Origin of the sequence: Pseudomonas sp. FP603 (assembly GCF_030687415.1) — a bacterium.
GTDB classification, from domain to species: Bacteria; Pseudomonadota; Gammaproteobacteria; order Pseudomonadales; family Pseudomonadaceae; genus Aquipseudomonas; species Aquipseudomonas wuhanensis.
The window spans coordinates 6,533,539-6,551,302 of record NZ_CP117431.1 but is presented as its reverse complement, the minus strand read 5'-3'; the positions used below and the strand labels follow the sequence as shown (position 1 = coordinate 6,551,302).

Annotated in this window: 19 protein-coding genes and 1 tRNA gene; 9 read left to right on the top strand and 11 right to left on the bottom strand. The window is 59.2% G+C overall.

What is annotated here, in order from left to right; genetic code table 11:
- Positions 1–78: 78 nt before the first annotated feature.
- Positions 79–825, bottom strand: a complete 747-nt coding sequence (locus PSH65_RS30175) for an ABC transporter substrate-binding protein (protein WP_305424150.1) — start codon at positions 823–825, stop codon at positions 79–81.
- A gap of 13 nt (positions 826–838) precedes the next feature.
- Positions 839–1,612, bottom strand: coding sequence for an ABC transporter ATP-binding protein (locus PSH65_RS30170; RefSeq protein ID WP_007897462.1), 774 nt, complete (start codon positions 1,610–1,612; stop codon positions 839–841).
- Between the two features lie 564 nt (positions 1,613–2,176).
- Between PSH65_RS30170 and gabP the strand changes: the two genes are divergently transcribed.
- A complete protein-coding gene (gene gabP, locus PSH65_RS30165) occupies positions 2,177–3,571 on the top strand; it encodes a GABA permease (protein ID WP_305424146.1) in 1,395 nt (464 codons plus the stop codon).
- A gap of 70 nt (positions 3,572–3,641) precedes the next feature.
- Here the strand turns inward: gabP and PSH65_RS30160 are convergent, their stop codons facing one another.
- The 4 genes from PSH65_RS30160 to PSH65_RS30145 all read right to left on the bottom strand — a co-directional run bounded on the left by PSH65_RS30160 (position 3,642) and on the right by PSH65_RS30145 (position 6,657).
- On the bottom strand, positions 3,642–4,094 hold the full coding sequence (locus PSH65_RS30160; protein ID WP_305424144.1) for a hypothetical protein: 453 nt from the start codon (positions 4,092–4,094) through the stop codon (positions 3,642–3,644).
- A gap of 6 nt (positions 4,095–4,100) precedes the next feature.
- Positions 4,101–4,517 (bottom strand): hypothetical protein, encoded by a 417-nt coding sequence (locus PSH65_RS30155; protein ID WP_305424143.1) that lies wholly within the window; start codon positions 4,515–4,517, stop codon positions 4,101–4,103.
- A 37-nt stretch (positions 4,518–4,554) separates the two neighbouring features.
- Positions 4,555–5,529, bottom strand: coding sequence for an alpha/beta fold hydrolase (locus PSH65_RS30150; RefSeq protein WP_305424142.1), 975 nt, complete (start codon positions 5,527–5,529; stop codon positions 4,555–4,557).
- 69 nt (positions 5,530–5,598) lie between these two features.
- The gene (locus PSH65_RS30145; RefSeq protein WP_305424140.1) at positions 5,599–6,657 is read right to left on the bottom strand and encodes a YhcG family protein; all 1,059 of its coding nucleotides are present in this window, start codon (positions 6,655–6,657) and stop codon (positions 5,599–5,601) included.
- Positions 6,658–6,919: 262 nt separating this feature from the next.
- Between PSH65_RS30145 and PSH65_RS30140 the strand changes: the two genes are divergently transcribed.
- Positions 6,920–7,369 (top strand): carboxypeptidase regulatory-like domain-containing protein, encoded by a 450-nt coding sequence (locus tag PSH65_RS30140; protein WP_305424139.1) that lies wholly within the window; start codon positions 6,920–6,922, stop codon positions 7,367–7,369.
- Between the two features lie 85 nt (positions 7,370–7,454).
- Here the strand turns inward: PSH65_RS30140 and PSH65_RS30135 are convergent.
- From PSH65_RS30135 to PSH65_RS30115, 5 genes are all read right to left on the bottom strand, one after another.
- Positions 7,455–7,530 (bottom strand) — tRNA-Phe (locus tag PSH65_RS30135).
- A gap of 103 nt (positions 7,531–7,633) precedes the next feature.
- Positions 7,634–7,906: an oxidative damage protection protein gene (locus tag PSH65_RS30130; protein WP_007939458.1), complete on the bottom strand. Its 273-nt coding sequence runs from the start codon at positions 7,904–7,906 to the stop codon at positions 7,634–7,636.
- Entirely contained in the window at positions 7,903–8,970 is a 1,068-nt protein-coding gene (mutY, locus tag PSH65_RS30125) for an A/G-specific adenine glycosylase (protein WP_030129291.1), read from the bottom strand. The genes PSH65_RS30130 and mutY overlap by 4 nt, the downstream gene beginning before the upstream one ends.
- The gene (locus tag PSH65_RS30120; protein ID WP_305424136.1) at positions 8,967–11,201 is read right to left on the bottom strand and encodes an AsmA family protein; all 2,235 of its coding nucleotides are present in this window, start codon (positions 11,199–11,201) and stop codon (positions 8,967–8,969) included. The genes mutY and PSH65_RS30120 overlap by 4 nt, the downstream gene beginning before the upstream one ends.
- A gap of 77 nt (positions 11,202–11,278) precedes the next feature.
- Entirely contained in the window at positions 11,279–11,683 is a 405-nt protein-coding gene (locus PSH65_RS30115) for an acetyl-CoA sensor PanZ family protein (protein ID WP_305424135.1), read from the bottom strand.
- A 258-nt stretch (positions 11,684–11,941) separates the two neighbouring features.
- Here PSH65_RS30115 and PSH65_RS30110 point away from each other — a divergent pair, with 258 nt between their 5' ends.
- The 7 genes from PSH65_RS30110 (at position 11,942) to PSH65_RS30080 (ending at position 17,764) form a co-directional block, all read left to right on the top strand.
- Entirely contained in the window at positions 11,942–13,603 is a 1,662-nt protein-coding gene (locus PSH65_RS30110; RefSeq protein ID WP_052962820.1) for an OFA family MFS transporter, read from the top strand.
- 282 nt (positions 13,604–13,885) lie between these two features.
- Positions 13,886–14,479: an imidazoleglycerol-phosphate dehydratase HisB gene (gene hisB, locus PSH65_RS30105; protein ID WP_007939452.1), complete on the top strand. Its 594-nt coding sequence runs from the start codon at positions 13,886–13,888 to the stop codon at positions 14,477–14,479.
- Entirely contained in the window at positions 14,479–15,117 is a 639-nt protein-coding gene (gene hisH / locus PSH65_RS30100; protein WP_305424133.1) for an imidazole glycerol phosphate synthase subunit HisH, read from the top strand. Before hisB ends, hisH begins: the two co-directional genes overlap by 1 nt.
- Complete coding sequence (locus tag PSH65_RS30095; protein WP_008024930.1) at positions 15,118–15,375, top strand: DUF2164 domain-containing protein; 258 nt, start codon at positions 15,118–15,120, stop codon at positions 15,373–15,375.
- 42 nt (positions 15,376–15,417) lie between these two features.
- Positions 15,418–16,155 carry a 1-(5-phosphoribosyl)-5-[(5-phosphoribosylamino)methylideneamino]imidazole-4-carboxamide isomerase gene (gene hisA / locus PSH65_RS30090; protein ID WP_019581800.1) on the top strand — a complete coding sequence of 246 codons (738 nt, stop codon included), beginning with the start codon at positions 15,418–15,420 and terminating at the stop codon, positions 16,153–16,155.
- Between the two features lie 9 nt (positions 16,156–16,164).
- Positions 16,165–16,935 (top strand): imidazole glycerol phosphate synthase subunit HisF, encoded by a 771-nt coding sequence (gene hisF, locus PSH65_RS30085; protein ID WP_007897430.1) that lies wholly within the window; start codon positions 16,165–16,167, stop codon positions 16,933–16,935.
- Between the two features lie 73 nt (positions 16,936–17,008).
- A complete protein-coding gene (locus PSH65_RS30080) occupies positions 17,009–17,764 on the top strand; it encodes an ABC transporter substrate-binding protein (RefSeq protein ID WP_305424130.1) in 756 nt (251 codons plus the stop codon).

Here is a 17,764-nt window from a genome sequence, read left to right as displayed (position 1 = left end):
GGATTTCTTTTCAAATCGCGGCAGGCAATGCGAAGGACCGGCACCGTCAGAGAACGGCGCCGGTCAGGCAGCTCAGAATCAATAGATGCTGAACGGGAAGTACTTGTCGTTGATTTTTTTGTAGGTGCCGTCCTCGACGATTTCTTTCAGGGCAAGGTTCAGTCTCGCGCGGATCGGGTCGCCTTTACGTACAGCGATACCGATCTTGTCGCTTTCTTCCACCGGGTCGCCTTTGAATTCGTAAGCACGGCCAGCGTCGCTTTTCAGCCACTCATAGTTGACGTATTTGTCGGCCAGGATGCCGTCCAGACGACCCGAAGTCAGGTCCAGGTAGGCGTTTTCCTGGGTGTCGTAGAGTTTGACTTCGACGCCTTCCATGTTGTCTTCCAGCCAGGTGCCGGCCAGGGTCGCGCGTTGGGCGCCGATCACCTTGCCTTGCAACGAAGCCTTGTCGGTTTTGAAGTCGACGTTTTTCGGGGCAATGAATTGCAGCTTGTTGGAGTAGTAGGGTTCAGTGAAGTCCACCGCTTGCTTGCGTTCATCGGTGATCGACATCGAGGAAATCAGGAAGTCGAACTTCTTGGCGTTCAAGGCCGGAATGATGCCGTCCCAGTCGGACGTGACCACAGTGCACTCGACTTTCATCTTGGCGCACAGCGCATCGCCGATATCTTTATCGAAGCCGACGACATTGCCGCTGGCATCTTTGTTGTTGAACGGCGGGTAGGCCGCTTCGATGCCCATCTTCAAGGTCTCGGCGACGGCACCGGCGCTGAAGGCCAGGGTGACAGCAGCGGCCAGGAAGATTTTTTTGTAGTTCTGCATGCGGGTAGCTCCGTTAGCGGTTGCTGGACATGAATTGTTTGCAGCGCGCCGAAAGCGGGTTTTCGAACACCTGCTGTGGCGATCCTTGCTCCTCTACCAGGCCTTGGTGGAGGAACACCACTTCGCTGGAAACCTGACGGGCGAAGCCCATTTCATGGGTCACGAGCAGCATGGTGCGGCCTTCTTCGGCCAATGCGCGGATGACATTAAGTACTTCCTGGACCATTTCCGGGTCAAGGGCGGAGGTGGGCTCGTCGAACAGGATCACCTTGGGTTGCATCGCCAGTGTGCGGGCGATGGCCGCGCGTTGCTGCTGGCCGCCGGAAAGTTGCGCCGGATAGGCGTGGCGCTTGTCAGCGATGCCGACCTTGGCCAGCAGGGCTTCGGCGACTTCGATGGCTTCGGCTTTGCTTTGGCCGAGCACGCGGCGCGGGGCTTCGATGATGTTGTCGAGCACGCTCATGTGTGGCCAGAGATTAAAGTTTTGAAATACAAAACCGATCTCGCTGCGCAGGCGATTGATCTGCTTGCCGTCGGCAGCGACCAGTTCGCCGTTCTTGGCGGCTTTGAGCTTGAGTTCTTCGCCGGCTACCAGGATCTGGCCCTGATGCGGGTTTTCCAGCAGGTTGATGCAACGCAGGAACGTGGACTTGCCGGAACCGGAGGAACCCAGGATCGAGATCACGTCGCCGTCGCGGGCGGTCAGCGAGATGCCTTTGAGCACCTCAAGCTGTCCGTAGCGTTTGTGCAAGTTGCGGATTTCAAGCGCGGGCGTGGCCTCAGCCATGTGCGTTCCTCATAGTGTTTTGCGCTCCTGCTGTTGGCGGCCTTCCTGGCGAGGCGGCCAAGCTAGCATAGCGTTCGAATGGCAGCCAACAGCGCTACGGACGGTAAACGGGTGGCATGTGGCAGGTTGTCGCATCGTTACAGCAGACTGTCGCGCTGCTATCAACCGAACAGCCGTTTGAACCCTGTCTTTGAATAAAGAGACGGGGCGGCGGATCCAAAAAAAGGCGCGATGTTGCCAGCTTTGGCGGGGTGTTGGAAGCGCTAACCGGCCAAACGTTCCTGATCTGCACTTTTATTGTGCGTGCCCGAATTTTTTGGTGTGTTTCCGGTGCGCTGATTCGTTCTTGAAGTGTGTGGCAGGGTAACGCTCTGGCGAAATGCCATTAATCTCAATGACTTGCGATGACAGCTCGATCCGCGCGCAGGCCCCGTATAGCGGGCGCATGAAACATTTTGGCGCAATTATTGCGTGCAGAATAAGAAACGCCCTGTTGGATTCTTTTTACGAGAAGGAATGTCAGACCGGGCCGACGTAATCGCTTTACTTGCAAAGGTAGTCTTAATGAGTAGTAGCCAAAGCTCCTCCAACGGCCTCGAGCAGGGGCTAAAACCGCGTCATGTGACCATGCTGTCGATCGCCGGGGTGATCGGCGCCGGGCTGTTTGTCGGCTCCGGTCACGCCATCGCCGCTGCAGGCCCGGCCGTGCTGTTGGCCTACGCGGCCGCCGGTGCTCTGGTGGTTCTGGTCATGCGCATGCTCGGCGAGATGGCCGTTGCATCGCCAGACACCGGTTCCTTCTCGACGTACGCCGATCGCGCGATCGGTCACTGGGCCGGTTTTACCATCGGTTGGCTCTACTGGTGGTTCTGGGTTTTGGTCATCCCGCTGGAGGCTAACGCTGCCGCGCACATTCTAAATGCCTGGTTCCCGGGTGTGGATATCTGGGCTTTCGCTCTGATCATCACGATGTTGTTGACGGTTACCAACCTGTTCAGCGTGAAGAATTACGGTGAGTTCGAGTTCTGGTTCGCCCTGCTCAAGGTGGTGGCGATCGTCGGCTTCATCGTCCTCGGTGTTCTGGCAATCTTTGGCTTTCTGCCGACCAGCCAGGTCAGCGGCGTTTCGCACTTGTTCGACACTCAGGGCTTCCTGCCGAACGGCATGGGGGCGGTGTTGGGCGCCATTCTGACCACCATGTTTTCCTTCATGGGCACCGAGATCGTGACCATCGCGGCCGCGGAATCGAAGAACCCTGGCCAGCAGATTTCCAAGGCTACCAACTCGGTTATCTGGCGGATCGGCCTGTTCTACCTCGTATCGATCTTCATTGTTGTGGCGCTGGTTCCATGGAACGACCCGGTGCTGGCCAGCGTGGGTTCTTACCAGACCGTGCTTGAACGCATGGGCATCCCGAACGCCAAGCTGATTGTCGACATCGTCGTACTGGTCGCCGTGACCAGTTGCCTGAACTCGGCTCTCTACACTTCGTCACGCATGCTGTTTTCCCTGGGCAAGCGCGGTGATGCACCAGCCATGTCGACACGCACCAACAAAAGTGGCACGCCCTACTGGGCGGTGATGCTGTCGACTGGCGCGGCGTTCCTGGCAACATTCGCCAACTACGTGGCCCCGGCCGCCGTGTTCGAATTCCTGCTGGCCAGCTCCGGCGCCATCGCGCTGCTGGTGTATTTGGTGATCGCGATTTCGCAACTGCGTATGCGCAAACAGCGCATGGCCCGCGGCGAAAAAATCGTCTTCAGCATGTGGCTGTTCCCGGGCCTGACCTACGCGGTGATCGTATTCATCGTGGCGGCCCTGACGATCATGCTGTTCCAGGACGCCCATCGCGTGGAGATCCTCGCGACCGGCCTGTTGAGCTTGTTGGTGGTGGCTGCCGGGTTGTTTGTGGCTCGCCGTCGCAAGCTGCAGAAAGTGGGCGCGGTGGTGCTGAACTGATTCGTACCGCGTAACGCAAAACGGCCGCTGTCAGTGATGACAAGCGGCCGTTTTTACTTGCGGAGTAGCCTTACTCGGCCTTTTCCACCGGCAGGTCCAGCGACTGACGATAGCTGTCCAGCGCATCGCCAAAGTCGGTAATGAATTGCGGGTCGGTCAGCCAGGCCTGGGCGGCGTCGCGGTCCATGCCATCGGCCCACATGCGGTAGTCGATCAGCATGTCGGCGGCCAGGTGCGTGGCGGCCATGGCTTCGTTGTCGGCGTTTTCCATGTCCAGCAGTTCGGGATGGTCGCTGATGATTTCGGCGAGGTTCGACAGCAGGGTCAGCAGCATGTCGTTGCGGCTGGTGGCCTCGGCGTCACGCATTTTGCTGAACATCGCCAGGGTGTATTCCGGAATCGGCTCGCCGAGTCCGCCCAGGTCGTCGTCCAGCTCTGCGGGTTTTCTGCCGACCATGCGGATCTGCTTGGCTTTGGCCTTTGCGCGTTTGGCGCGTTTCTCTTGCTTGTTCAGGGATGCCATGGGAACTCAGTTTGATTTCTGTTGGGTTTGGGCTGCGATGGCGTCGGACGCCGCCACGTAGTCAGCCTGGAAGGCCGCAGACTCGATCCACGACAGAGCGCCGGCTTCGTCTGTCTCGGTGGACCATTGGCGGTATTCGATCAGTGCCGCGAGGATGAAGTCCATTGCGCCTTCTTCGCCTTCCTGCTCGTACACCAGTTCCAGCAACGGGTCTTCCAGGAAGGCCGCGCACATCGCTTGCTGATTGATTTTTTCGGCGTCGATCATTTTCTTGAACAGTTCGGTCAGGTCCACCGATTCGAAGTCGATGCGATCGTCGTTCGGATCCAGCTCGACCGGCGCGGCAGCCCGCTGGGTGCGGTTCTGCTTGGCCTTGGCTTTGGCGCGGGAGGCGCGTTTGTTCTGCTTGTTGGCGGAGGCCATGGGCGTCGTTCCATAATTCATTGAGGGGGCGCATCCATCAACTGCGTGGCACTCGCCGCCCGGGTGTATCGGGGGCCAGCTCGCCGGTCTGCAGCCAGGACAATGCAATGGGCCATAGTGTGGCTTGGTATGCGCTGCGAAAAAAGGCGAAATGTCCGACTTCTTCTTCGCCGATATCTTCGGGGGCGATTCGCAGGTGGGTGTTTGTACTGCCAGTGAAGTAGCCGAGCAGGCGTTCGATGGCCGAAATCGTGCCGTAGGGATCGTCGCTGAGGCTGATCGCCAGGGTTTGGGCAGTGACGTTGGCGAAGGGGAACTGACTGTTTTTAGCGTGGATGACACGACCGCTGGGGCGTTTCTCGTATCGGGCGCTGGGCATGCTCCAGTCGCGAACTACACCAGCCGGGGTGTCTTCGAGCCAGCCGAGGCGTTTGCCGGGAAAGTAGCCGTAAAGCATGGTCATCAATGGCATCACTACATGCCACTTGGCAAACATTCGCCAGCGATGAGCAGGGGCATAGTCGCGCCAGTAAGCGAACTGCGCACCCACCGTCACCAGCCGTCGGATCACATGCCCGGAGGTTCCCAGCCCGGCCGCGCAACCGCCGAAGCTGTGGCCGACGACATTGATGGGTTGTTGCGGAAATTCGCGTTGGGCTCTTTGCAGCATCGCCTCGAAATCCAGCATGCCCCAGTCGGACCATGAAGCCTTGAGTCCTTTCAGTGATGCGGGACGCGACTCACCGATGCCGCGGTAGTCATAGGTGATCACGTCGAAGCCGTTGGCGAACAGGTAATCGGCGAAGCGCGAGTAGTGTCGGCAACGGACTGAAGTAGCGGCGTTGATGATCACCACCGGACGGGTTGAGTCTTGATTCGCATGCCGCCAGGTGAAGCCGCCAAGGATGAAGCCGTCGGTGGCGGGTTCGTTGAAAGATTCACCAGGTGTGCCGGTGGGTAACGGCAATTCAAGTTGCGTCGGGGCCAGTGAGGGCATGTCCTGCAAATTCATCGGCTTTGAACCTTTGCGGTTAGCCAATCACCATAGTCTTCACGCTGTTTATGAACAATCCACCCGTGCTTATCGGGGCCTCTGCTTGAGTAACCGCTCCTCAAGCACCGCCCATTCCCGATCCAGTTCTGTGCGAAGTTCCTCCTCGCTCGGCAGCACCAGTCTGTAGGTACTGGCGAACAGTTGTTCGTTGCCTTGCAGCACTGAATAGCGCACCACCGATTCATCTTTTTGCGCACAGAGAATGAGGCCGACGGTGGGGCTATCCTCCGGTCCGCGCTTGAGGTCGTCGTACATGCGCACGTACATGTCCATCTGGCCGACATCCTGGTGGGTCAGTACGCCGCGCTTGAGGTCGAAGATGACGAAGCACTTGAGCAGGTAGTTGTAGAACACCAGATCGATGTAGAAGTCTTTGCTCTCGGTACTGATGCGTTGCTGGCGAGCAATGAAGGCGAAGCCTTTGCCCAATTCGAGCAGAAAGCCCTGGAGTTGATTGATCAGTGCTTGTTCAAGTTCGTTTTCCTGGATCAAGCCCGCATTGGGCAGGCCGAGAAATTCCAGTAGCACTGGGTCGCGGATGAAATCCCGAGGGCTGGCGTTCATTTGCTGGATGTTGGTGGCGGCTTCCTGTTTGACGGCAGCCCGGTCGCGGCTCGCCAGCAGGCGTTCGTAATAGAGGGTATTGATCTGACGCTCGAGGGCGCGACTTGACCAGTTCTGCAGAGCAGATTCGTTCATGTACCAATGGCGAGCGTTGTCGTTGTCGACTCGTAGCAGTCTGCGATAGTGGGTCCAGCTCAATTCGTGACGCAGTGCGTCACGAATTGGGAATGCTTGATAGAACAGGCGCATATAGCGAAGGTTGGAAGCGTCGAAGCCTTTCCCGAACTCCGACGTCAGTACTTTCGCCAGCGTCGATAGCAGCTGCTTGCCATACACCGCCCGCCGAGCGCCTTCCTGTTCGAACTCCACAATATGCCGCCCGATCTGCCAACAGGTTTGCACCTGAACGGTATCGACCGCTCGCAGCACCTTCTGACGCGCTTCGCGGATCAATTCGCCCAGATTGCCAAGCAGTGAAGTGACCTGTGGATCTTGTGTGTTACCGGGTTTGAGGGAGCTCATGACATTTTCCGCGGCTGAAGGAAACAGGCGGAAGAGGATGGCAAGAGAGTGATAGTCCGCGATGCCGGGCGTTGCTGGTAAATCGGAAGGAAAGGCGAATTTGTTTTGCAGGATCGGGACGACGACAGCCCATGCATGAGGAGTACATCACGTAGTCCGATTCGCAGTGAGCCCAAGTGCGAATCGATCTAAAACTTGAACATTCGGTAACAAATCTAAAAAGAGTAACGATTGGGTTCTGAGCAACCCGGGAGTCGCCATCATGAAGAACGTCCATTCATTCATGCTGCCCATCGCCGCCGTCGGCGTACTGATGTTTCCAGTCGTGCTTAACGCCGCCAGTCTTGAACCGATCGACAGCACAGGCGTGCAAGTCCAGCAGCAACAGCAAAACGGGATTACTTATTTGTCCGGGGGGATCGGAGAGGATGAGGCTCGAGCCATTCAACAAGCACAGGGCTACAACCTGCACATGACCTTCTCCATCGGGGCGGAGGGCAAATATGTTCCGGATGTGAATCTGGTCATTCAGAAAAACCCGGGTCAGCCCGTGCTGACGCTGAGTGAGGCCGGCCCGTTGGTTTACGTACAGCTGCCACCTGGCAAGTACACCGTCGTTGCGACACGCAATGGTGAGGAGCGGCGTGATACGGCGGATGTAGGAAGTGGCCCCGCCCGCAATCTGGTCTTCCACTGGAATACTGAAAACTAGCCCAAGAGAGACGACTTGCTCGATGCCTGATCAAATCGCGGGCATAAAAAAACCCTGAATCTTGCGATTCAGGGTTTTCGGTATTTGGTGCCCAGAGACGGAATCGAACCGCCGACACGGGGATTTTCAATCCCCTGCTCTACCGACTGAGCTATCTGGGCAACGGGGCGCATTAAACTGGTTTTTCAGGGGGTCGTCAAGCAAGTTTTCAAAAAATATTTAATTATTACCGTCGCTTACGTGCCGACCCCGGATTTTGATCAATTATTGAGCAGGCGGAACGTAGCCTTCAGCCTTGGCGTATTCCTCGCCGGAAAAGAACTTGTCCATCTCGCCTTGAAGATATTTGCGGTCTTCGGCGTTCATCATGTTCAGGCGTTTTTCGTTGATCAGCAGGGTCTGGTGTTTCTGCCAGTCGGCCCAGGCCTTGGCGGAGACGTGGTCAAAAATGTCTTGGCCTTTTGCGCCAGGGAACGGGGCGCGCTCCAGGGCGGGCAATTCTTCTTTGTACTTGCGGCACATGATGGTGCGGGTCATGACGACTCTCCTGCGTTCAATACGGCGGCCGCGCGTTCGAGCAAGGTTTTGACCGGGGCGGCAAGGCCCAGGCGCGGCGGGGTGGCGAGGTTATACCAGAGCCAGTCGGCCTCGGCCACGTGATGGCCGGCCTCCTGGACCTGAACCAGCCAGGGTTCGATGGATAACTGAAAGTGGCTGAAGGTGTGTACCAGGCTCGGCAGTGCCTGTTGGCTGCCCAGTTCCAGCGAGTGCTGCGAGGCCAGGTGCTGAAGGTCGTCGAGGTCGTCGAGTTCCGGCAGGCTCCAGAGACCGCCCCACAAGCCCGTGGAGGGGCGACGGTAAAGCAGAATCGCCCCTTCGCCATTGGCGAGCATCGGCATCAGCGTGCGCTTCTGTGGCACGGCTTTGCGCGGTTTGGGGATCGGGTAGCGGGTTTCCAGGCCAAGCATGTGCGCCTCGCAGCCCTTTTCCAGCGGGCAGAGCAGACAGCTTGGTTTGCTGCGGGTGCAGAGCGTGGCGCCCAGGTCCATCATCGCCTGGGTGTAGGCGTTGACCCGATCATGGGGCGTGAAGCGCTCAGCGTTGGCCCACAGCTGTTTGGCAACCTTGGGCTCGCCCGGATAACCCTCTTGCGCGGTAAAGCGCGCCAGCACCCGTTTGACGTTGCCATCGAGGATCGGTGCCCGCAGGCCCATGCTCAGGCTGGCAATCGCGCCGGCGGTGGACAGGCCGATGCCTGGCAGGTCGGTGAGCTTTTCCACATCACGGGGAAACTCGCCGCCATATTCGGCAACGACAATCTTCGCGGTCTTCTGCAAGTTGCGCGCGCGGGTGTAGTAACCAAGGCCGGTCCACAGGTGCAGCACTTCGTCTTCCGGCGCGGCGGCCAGGGCTTCGACCGTCGGCAGCGAGGCCATGAAACGGTCGAAGTAGTTCAGCACCGTGCTGACCTGGGTTTGCTGCAACATGATTTCCGAGACCCACACCCGGTAAGGGGTGATGCCCTGTTGCCAAGGCAAATCGTGGCGGCCGTGGCGGTCGTACCAATCCAGCACCGCCGTTGAAAATTGCTCGGCTCTCATCGCTTGAACAGCCCCTTGAGCGCGTTTTTCAATTCCGGGCTGACTTTATCGCCAAGCTTCTCGTCGATTTTTTCGCTGATTCGTTCGCCAGCCAGTTTGCTCGCGACTTGTCCCATGCGTTCGTTGTCGACGCGGCAAGCCTTGGCACCCAGTTCCAGCGGGCCACGGCAGCGCAGCGGCCACTCGATGCCGACGAAGCGCTCGCTGACCTGGCAGGCCGGGTCCGGCATGTCGCTCTTGTCGCCTTCGACGATGACGCCGACGCGGTAATCCATGCCCAGCACCCGCAGGTCGATGTCGCCGTTACCGTTCACGGTCATGCCCGGGACGCGCACTTTCAGGTCCGGGTTATTGGCCACGCCGTTGTGGAAGGTCAGGTTGCCCTTGAGCTCTTCGAACGGTGTGTCCTTGCCCCGTGGCTCGCCCGTGAGGGTTTTGCGATTCAGGGTGGCGATGCCTTTGCACAGTTGCTGCTCAAGGTTGGCATTGAGCAGCACGCCGTTGTTGATGACGAAACTGGCCTTGCCGTTGAGGTTATCGATCAGCACGCTCTGGCTATTGCCGCTGCTGGTCAGCGCGCTATCGAGTGTCACCAGGCCTTGGACCGGTGGATTTTTCCCCTGGCTTTCGAGGATTTTTTCTACAGGCACTTTGCTGATGCGCGTCTGCATGTTCAGCGCTGGCACTTGCTGGCGCACGTCCAGGGTACCTTTGGCTTCGAAGTTGCCGTCGTACAGGTCGCCGCGCAGGTTTTCCAGCGTCAGCAGGCCGCCTTGGCCGGTGGCCTTGAGGGCAGCATTCTGGATCGGCAGTTTGTCGAGGGTCAGCTGGCCGAAGGTCAGGTCGGCGTCCACGTCGAGTTTGCTCAGGCGTTCCACCGGCAACAGACGCTCGGTGCTCCATGGGCCTTTGGTCGGTGACGGTGGCAGCGGCGAACTGCCCGCGCCAGCCATGGCCTCGGTCTCGGTGCTGGCCACTTCGGCCTGGCGCACCTGCTTCGCGCTGTTGGCTTCGGCGGATTTTGGCGGCAAGTAACGATCGACGTTGAAGGTGTCAGCCTTGAGGTTCAGTCGCAGCGATTGCCTGGCGAAGTCCTCGACCGCGATGCGGCCGCTGAAAGTGCTGTCATCGAGTTTCAGGTTGAGGTTGTCGAGGGTCAAACTGGTCGGCGTGCCGGCAACCTGGCTGGCCAGTTCGACTTTGCTCAGGCTGCCTTCGGCCATCGCCGGGAGTTTCTGGCCGATGCTGTCGACGAATTTCGCCAGATCGAATTGAGCAATCGACAGGCCGCCGCTGATTTGCGGAGTCTTGTCGAGGTCGTTGGCCTTCAGTTCACCCAAGGCGCGCAACTGGTTGGCGGAGATCTTGATGCCGGTCCATTCGGCGACGTTGGCGGCCTTGTCCAGCAGCAGTTGGCCTTGAGCGGCGAAGGTCATGGTCTTGCCTTGCAGCGGATCGCCAGCGACTTCACCGGAGAGTTTCATGTCTTCGAATTTGTAGCGCTGCAGCGCACGCTCGAAACGCAACTCGCCGGCCAGTTCGGTGCGCACCCGCAGAACCGGTTGGTTGGTACCGAGGAACGCGGTGAGTTTGACCGGGATGTTGGTCGAGTCGTGCACGGGGCCAGTGCTCAGCTGGATGCTTTCGGCGCTGAACTGCTTGCCGGTTTTCTCGTCGCTGTACTCAACGCGGGCGTTGTTGACGGTCAGGCTGTCGATGTCCAGGCGGATCGGCTGGGCCGGTTTTTCGGCCTGGGCGGTAGTCGTTGGCGCAGGTTCGCCGGTAGCGGCGGGCGGCGTGGCCGAGGTGCTCGGGGTGGCAGGCGCCGGGGCCTTGCCGATGTCTTCCCAGTTGCCGTGGCCGTTCTTGTCGCGATTCAGGCGCAGGTTCAGGCCTTCGACGCGCACATCGCTCATCTGCACTTCGCGGCGCAGCAGCGGAATCACGCGCACCGACAGGCCGAGCATCTGCAAGTCTGCGAACGGTTCGGCAGGTTTGGCCAGGGTTGCAACACTGGCTTCGTGCAATTCAAGGCCCAGCCAGGGAAACAGGCTCCAGCCGATATCGCCATTGAGCGTCAGCTCGATGTGGGCCTTGTCTCGGGCAATCTGGCGAATCTCGTCTTTATAGTCGTTGGGATCGAAGAGGTGGGTCAGGGCAAAGCCCAGCGCCACAATGATCAGCAACAGCCCGAGAAGTACCAGACCCAGGATTTTGCCGAACGCTTTCATGGGCGAGTCCTTGTATTAGTCGAATTCGAAATTTAGCCGGGGAGTATAGCGCTCCGAAGTGGCTGACCGGTCAGCGATCACATCGGGAGCTCATCCAGCGGCACCTTCAGCTTAGCCGCCAGCTCTTGAGCTTCGAGGTGCCCGGCAGGCGCCAACAGCCGCAATGTCGCGCCTGCTTGCGACGCCATTTTCTGCGCTTCGTTCACCAGACGCTCGGCAACCCCACGGTGACGGGTGATTTTTCGTACGCATAGATGGGACAAATGCCAGACGTCGTGGTGCCGTTGTAAGCGTGCCGCACCCAACAGCCGATCGTTGAAGCGTCCGGCAATCAGCGAACCGTCCTGCAGGCAGCCTTCGATCAGCTGCGTATCCCCTGCGAATGGCGCAAACAGCCAGTCCGGGGCATCGCGGTAGATCTTCTGCAGGTCTTGCTGATCCTGATAAGTGGCTTGGTTCAGCAGCTCGACAACGATCGGCATGGCGTTTCCTTTGAAAAGTTAATCCGCGTGAAAACATTTTGTTGCGGTTGTACGAGAACAGACGACATACAAAAAGGTGATATCAGTTTGGTTTTTCTGTCACGTGCAAATGGTAACCTCTGCCCGTTCGTCCGTCCCTTCTGCGGCGTGATGTCGCACCAAAATGGAGCTTCACCTAAAAAACAGTCATGCCTGCGTGCATAAAGGCTGGGGGTGAAGTACGGCTGGCGAACCATACTAATAATTGGGGGAAACACCATGACTACGAGCATCACGGCGGACGGCTTTGCCGACCAGCCCGCGTTCCTGTCCAAGGAACGCATCATCGCCAAGCCCGGTTTTAACCGTTGGCTGGTACCACCGGCCGCTCTGGCCATCCACCTGTGCATCGGCATGGCCTACGGCTTTTCGGTGTTCTGGTTGCCTCTGTCCAAAGCCTTGGGCGTCACCAAGGCCGTGACTTGCGCGCCGGACATGAGCTTTATCGCTCAGGTCTTTTCGTCGCAATGCGACTGGCCGATCTCGATGCTCGGCTGGATCTACACCCTGTTCTTCATCTTCCTCGGCTGCTCGGCAGCGATCTGGGGCGGCTGGCTGGAACACGCAGGTCCTCGCAAGGCCGGTGTGGTATCGGCACTGTGCTGGTGTGGCGGTCTGCTGATTTCGGCGCTCGGGGTCTATACCCACCAAATCTGGCTGATGTGGATCGGCTCCGGGGTCATTGGCGGTATCGGCCTGGGGCTGGGTTACATTTCGCCGGTCTCGACCCTGATCAAGTGGTTCCCGGACAAGCGCGGCATGGCCACAGGCATGGCGATCATGGGCTTCGGCGGTGGCGCGATGGTTGGTGCTCCACTGGCTGCAGCGCTGATGGGCCACTTCGCTTCGCCAACCAGCGTGGGCGTATGGCAGAGCTTCCTGGTAATGGCCGCGATCTACTTCGTGTTCATGATCGGTGGCGCGCTGTCTTACCGCGTTCCGCCAACTGGCTGGAAGCCTGAAGGCTGGACGGCTCCGGCGAAAAAAGCGTCGAACTCGATGATCACTCACCGTCACGTCCATGTGAATGTGGCGTGGAAAACTCCGCAATTCCGTCTGGTGTGGCTGGTGCTGTGCCTGAACGTTTCGGCGGGTATCGGCATCCTCGGTATGGCTTCGCCGCTGTTGCAGGAAGTGTTCGCCGGTAAATTGCTGGGCACTGACCAGACGTTTGGTCAACTGGATGCCGGGCAACTGGCCTCGATCGCAGCGATTGCGGCCGGGTTCACCGGTTTGCTGAGCCTGTTCAACATTGGTGGCCGGTTCTTCTGGGCCTCGTTCTCGGACTACCTGGGCCGCAAGAACACCTACTTTGTGTTCTTCGCCCTGGGTTTTGCCCTGTACGCGCTGATCCCGAACCTCGGTCACCTGGGCAGCGTCGCGCTGTTCGTGGCGGCGTTCTGCATCATCCTGTCGATGTACGGCGGTGGTTTTGCGACGGTGCCGGCTTATCTGGCTGACTTGTTCGGTACGCAGATGGTCGGCGCGATCCACGGTCGTCTGCTGACGGCGTGGGCGGCGGCAGGTGTGTTGGGGCCGGTGTTGGTGAACTACCTGCGCGAATACCAGCTGAGCATCGGCGTTGAACGTGCCGCGGCATACGACATTACCCTGTACATCCTCGCGGGCCTGCTGGTGCTGGGGTTCCTGTGCAACCTGATGGTTCGCCCGGTGGCCGACAAGTACTTCATGACCGACGCTGAACTGGCGGCCGAACAGGCGCTGGGCCATGACAAAGGTGCTGACGCCAGCACCGTGCTGGAGTGGAAAGCCGATGCGGGCACCAAGCCGTTGGCGGTGGCGGCGTGGCTGGTGGTGGGTATTCCGTTGGCGTGGGGTGTTTGGGTGACGCTGCAGAAAACGGCGGTTCTCTTCCACTAAGTAAACGCATTACCTCTGTAACTGATCGTTCCCACGCTCTGCGTGGGAATGCCTCCCGTGACGCTCCGCGTCACATTCAGAGCGGACGCGGAGCGTCCAGGGCTGCACTCCCACGCAGAGCGTGGGAGCGATCAGTGGTCCCGGGATGCTTGTACTGACATGTCTATCCCCGACAGCAGGGGATTCACTCCGTCAGTGATATCACCTCTCGTGTTTCTGTTTAGCGCCCGCGCCCCTATAATGGCTGCCTTTTTCGCCCCAATGATTTTTGCGGAGCTGGTGATGGCCGAACGTATGGCGTCTGTCGAGCGCGACACTCTGGAAACCCAGATCAAAGCCTCGATCAACCTGGATGGCACCGGAAAGGCCCGATTTGATATCGGTGTACCTTTTCTTGAGCACATGCTGGACCAGATCGCCCGTCACGGGCTGATCGACCTGGATATTGTCAGCAAGGGCGACCTGCATATCGACGACCACCACACGGTGGAAGACGTCGGTATCACCCTGGGTCAGGCCTTCACCAAAGCCATCGGCGACAAGAAAGGCATCCGTCGCTACGGCCACGCCTACGTGCCGCTCGATGAAGCGCTGTCGCGTGTGGTGATCGACTTCTCCGGCCGCCCTGGCCTGCAGATGCATGTTCCTTATACCCGCGCGACCGTCGGCGGTTTCGACGTTGACCTGTTCCAGGAATTTTTCCAGGGCTTCGTCAACCACGCCAACGTCACCCTGCACATCGACAATCTGCGTGGGCACAACACCCACCACCAGATCGAAACCGTGTTCAAGGCTTTCGGCCGTGCCCTGCGCATGGCCGTGGAGCTGGATGACCGCATGGCCGGTCAGATGCCGTCGACCAAAGGCGTTCTGTAATGCAGACGGTCGCGGTTATCGATTACGGCATGGGCAACCTGCACTCGGTGGCCAAGGCTCTCGAGCACGTCGGTGCCGGTAAGGTGCTGATCACCAGCGATGCCGATGTGATTCGCGAAGCCGACCGGGTGGTATTCCCCGGCGTTGGCGCGATTCGCGATTGCATGGCGGAGATCCGTCGCCTGGGCTTCGATTCGCTGGTGCGTGAAGTCAGCCAGGACCGTCCGTTCCTCGGCATCTGCGTGGGCATGCAAGCCTTGCTCGACAGCAGTGAAGAGAACAACGGCGTGGACTGCATTGGCCTGTTCCCGGGCCAGGTGAAGTTCTTCGGCAAAGATCTGCACGAAGACGGCGAACACCTGAAAGTCCCGCACATGGGCTGGAACGAAGTGAAGCAGACGGTGAGTCACCCGCTGTGGCACGACATTCCGGACCTGGCGCGTTTCTACTTCGTGCACAGCTACTACATCGCTGCCGGCAACCCGCGGCAAGTGGTGGGTGGCGGTCACTACGGTGTCGATTTTGCCGCCGCGCTGGCCGATGGCTCGCGTTTCGCCGTGCAGTTCCACCCGGAGAAGAGCCATACCCATGGCCTGCAATTGCTGCAGAACTTCGCCGCGTGGGATGGTCGCTGGTAAATGGCCGTCAAGAAGAAGCCGCCGATCCTGACCCTCACTCCCGAACAGGAGAACGAGGCCAATCACAAGATCAAACGCTTCATGGAGGATCGCTTCGAGCTGGACCTGGGTTCGTTCGAAGCGGCTGAAATCCTTGAGCTGTTTACCCGCGAAATTGCTCCGCACTATTACAACAGGGCGATTTTCGATGTGCAGACGCACCTCAAAGAGAGGTTCGAAAGCATTGAAAGCGACCTGTGGGCGCTCGAGAAAAACTGATTTCCGAGCGAAGCTGAATACTCGAATTTGAAGGTTTGCCAGATGCTGATTATTCCCGCTATCGATCTTAAAGACGGTGCCTGTGTTCGTCTGCGCCAGGGCCGCATGGAAGATTCCACGGTGTTCTCCGATGACCCGGTGAGCATGGCTGCCAAGTGGGTGGAGGGCGGTTGCCGTCGTCTGCATCTGGTCGACCTGAATGGCGCGTTCGAAGGCCAGCCGGTCAACGGCGAAGTGGTCACCGCCATCGCCAAGCGCTACCCGAACCTGCCGATTCAGATCGGCGGCGGTATCCGTTCCCTGGAAACCATCGAACACTACGTGAAAGCGGGTGTGAGCTACGTGATCATCGGCACCAAGGCCGTGAAAGATCCGGCCTTCGTCGCCGAAGCCTGCCGCGCGTTCCCAGGCAAGGTGATCGTCGGCCTGGATGCCAAAGACGGATTTGTCGCCACCGACGGCTGGGCTGAAATCAGCACCGTGCAGGTCATCGACCTGGCCAAGCAATTCGAGGCCGACGGCGTGTCCGCGATCGTTTATACCGACATCGCCAAAGACGGCATGATGCAGGGCTGCAACGTCTCTTACACCGCTGCTCTGGCTGCTGCGACGAAGATCCCGGTCATTGCATCCGGCGGTATCCACAATCTGGGTGACATCAAGTCGCTGCTCGACGCCAAGGCACCAGGCATCATCGGCGCCATCACCGGCCGGGCGATCTACGAAGGCACCCTCGATGTCGCTGAAGCGCAAGCTTTCTGCGATTCGTACAAAGGCTGAGGACTCACCATGGCGCTGGCCAAACGCATCATCCCTTGCCTGGACGTGGATAACGGCCGGGTGGTCAAGGGCGTCAAGTTCGAGAACATTCGCGATGCCGGCGACCCGGTGGAAATCGCCCGTCGCTACGACGAGCAGGGTGCCGACGAGATTACCTTTCTCGACATCACTGCCAGCGTCGATGGCCGCGACACCACGCTGCATACCGTCGAGCGCATGGCCAGCCAGGTGTTCATCCCGCTGACCGTGGGCGGTGGCGTGCGTACCGTGCAGGACATTCGCAATTTGCTGAATGCCGGCGCGGACAAGGTCTCGATCAACACCGCTGCGGTATTCAACCCGGAATTCGTCGGCGAAGCGGCCCAGCATTTCGGCTCGCAATGCATCGTCGTCGCCATCGACGCGAAGAAAGTTTCCGGCCCAGGCGAAACCCCGCGCTGGGAAATCTTCACCCATGGCGGTCGCAAGCCAACCGGCCTCGACGCCGTTGAGTGGGCGAAGAAGATGGAAGGCCTCGGTGCCGGTGAAATCCTGCTGACCAGCATGGACCAGGACGGCATGAAAAACGGCTTTGACCTGGGCGTCACCCGCGCCATCAGCGATGCGCTGGGGATTCCGGTGATTGCGTCCGGTGGTGTTGGCAACTTGCAGCATCTGGCCGACGGCATTCTCGAAGGCCATGCCAGTGCAGTGCTGGCGGCGAGTATTTTCCACTTCGGTGAATACACCGTGCAGGAAGCCAAGGCCTACATGGCTCATCGCGGCATCGTGATGCGTTAAACAGTACAGGCCAGTGGACAGTATGGCGGGCTCAAGGCACTCTTGAGCACGCCATGGATTCCGGTAGCCCGACATGCTTAAACGTCTTCTTCTTGCCCTCGCCAGCGTTTCACTGTTGTTTATCAGCGGAGTTCATGCCGAAGAAAGTCCCGACACCGGCATGGTGCTGCTGACGGAAAACTTCCCACCGTACAACATGGCGAAGAACGGCAAGAACTTCGCCCAGGGCGAGAACATCAACGGCATCGCCGTAGACATCGTCCGCGAGATGTTCAAGCGCGCCGACATCCCCTACAGCCTGACTCTGCGTTTCCCTTGGGAGCGAATCTACAAACTCGCTCTGGAAAAGCCCGGTTACGGCGTGTTCGTGATGGCGCGGTTGCCGGACCGTGAGAATCTCTTCAAGTGGGTCGGCCCGATCGGCCCGGACGACTGGATCATGCTGGCCAAGGGCGATAGCAAGATCACCCTTGAGTCGCTGGAGCAGGCGCGCAAATACAAGATTGGCGCCTACAAGGGCGATGCGATTGCCGAGACGCTGTCCAAGCAAGGGCTGAAACCGATTGTTGTGCTGCGGGATCAGGACAACGCCAAAAAACTGGTCAATGGCCAGATCGATCTGTGGGCCACCGGTGACCCGGCAGGCCGCTATCTGGCGCGCCAGGAAGGCGTGAACGGGCTCAAGACCGTGCTGCGCTTCAACAGCGCCGAGTTGTACCTGGCACTGAATAAAGACGTGCCGGATGACGTCGTGGCCAAGCTTCAGGCAGCGCTGGATCAGCTGCGCAAAGAAGGCGTGGTGGACGACATCATGGGGCGCTATCTGTAG

Bases quoted from the DNA above. Each gene is read 5' to 3' on its own strand.
- PSH65_RS30175 (WP_305424150.1), bottom strand. From the start codon at position 825: ATGCAGAACTACAAAAAAATCTTCCTGGCCGCTGCTGTCACCCTGGCC.
- PSH65_RS30170 (WP_007897462.1), bottom strand. From the start codon at position 1,612: ATGGCTGAGGCCACGCCCGCGCTTGAAATCCGCAACTTGCACAAACGC.
- gabP (WP_305424146.1), top strand. From the start codon at position 2,177: ATGAGTAGTAGCCAAAGCTCCTCCAACGGCCTCGAGCAGGGGCTAAAA.
- PSH65_RS30160 (WP_305424144.1), bottom strand. From the start codon at position 4,094: ATGGCATCCCTGAACAAGCAAGAGAAACGCGCCAAACGCGCAAAGGCC.
- PSH65_RS30155 (WP_305424143.1), bottom strand. From the start codon at position 4,517: ATGGCCTCCGCCAACAAGCAGAACAAACGCGCCTCCCGCGCCAAAGCC.
- PSH65_RS30150 (WP_305424142.1), bottom strand. From the start codon at position 5,529: ATGAATTTGCAGGACATGCCCTCACTGGCCCCGACGCAACTTGAATTG.
- PSH65_RS30145 (WP_305424140.1), bottom strand. From the start codon at position 6,657: ATGAGCTCCCTCAAACCCGGTAACACACAAGATCCACAGGTCACTTCA.
- PSH65_RS30140 (WP_305424139.1), top strand. From the start codon at position 6,920: ATGAAGAACGTCCATTCATTCATGCTGCCCATCGCCGCCGTCGGCGTA.
- PSH65_RS30130 (WP_007939458.1), bottom strand. From the start codon at position 7,906: ATGACCCGCACCATCATGTGCCGCAAGTACAAAGAAGAATTGCCCGCC.
- mutY (WP_030129291.1), bottom strand. From the start codon at position 8,970: ATGAGAGCCGAGCAATTTTCAACGGCGGTGCTGGATTGGTACGACCGC.
- PSH65_RS30120 (WP_305424136.1), bottom strand. From the start codon at position 11,201: ATGAAAGCGTTCGGCAAAATCCTGGGTCTGGTACTTCTCGGGCTGTTG.
- PSH65_RS30115 (WP_305424135.1), bottom strand. From the start codon at position 11,683: ATGCCGATCGTTGTCGAGCTGCTGAACCAAGCCACTTATCAGGATCAG.
- PSH65_RS30110 (WP_052962820.1), top strand. From the start codon at position 11,942: ATGACTACGAGCATCACGGCGGACGGCTTTGCCGACCAGCCCGCGTTC.
- hisB (WP_007939452.1), top strand. From the start codon at position 13,886: ATGGCCGAACGTATGGCGTCTGTCGAGCGCGACACTCTGGAAACCCAG.
- hisH (WP_305424133.1), top strand. From the start codon at position 14,479: ATGCAGACGGTCGCGGTTATCGATTACGGCATGGGCAACCTGCACTCG.
- PSH65_RS30095 (WP_008024930.1), top strand. From the start codon at position 15,118: ATGGCCGTCAAGAAGAAGCCGCCGATCCTGACCCTCACTCCCGAACAG.
- hisA (WP_019581800.1), top strand. From the start codon at position 15,418: ATGCTGATTATTCCCGCTATCGATCTTAAAGACGGTGCCTGTGTTCGT.
- hisF (WP_007897430.1), top strand. From the start codon at position 16,165: ATGGCGCTGGCCAAACGCATCATCCCTTGCCTGGACGTGGATAACGGC.
- PSH65_RS30080 (WP_305424130.1), top strand. From the start codon at position 17,009: ATGCTTAAACGTCTTCTTCTTGCCCTCGCCAGCGTTTCACTGTTGTTT.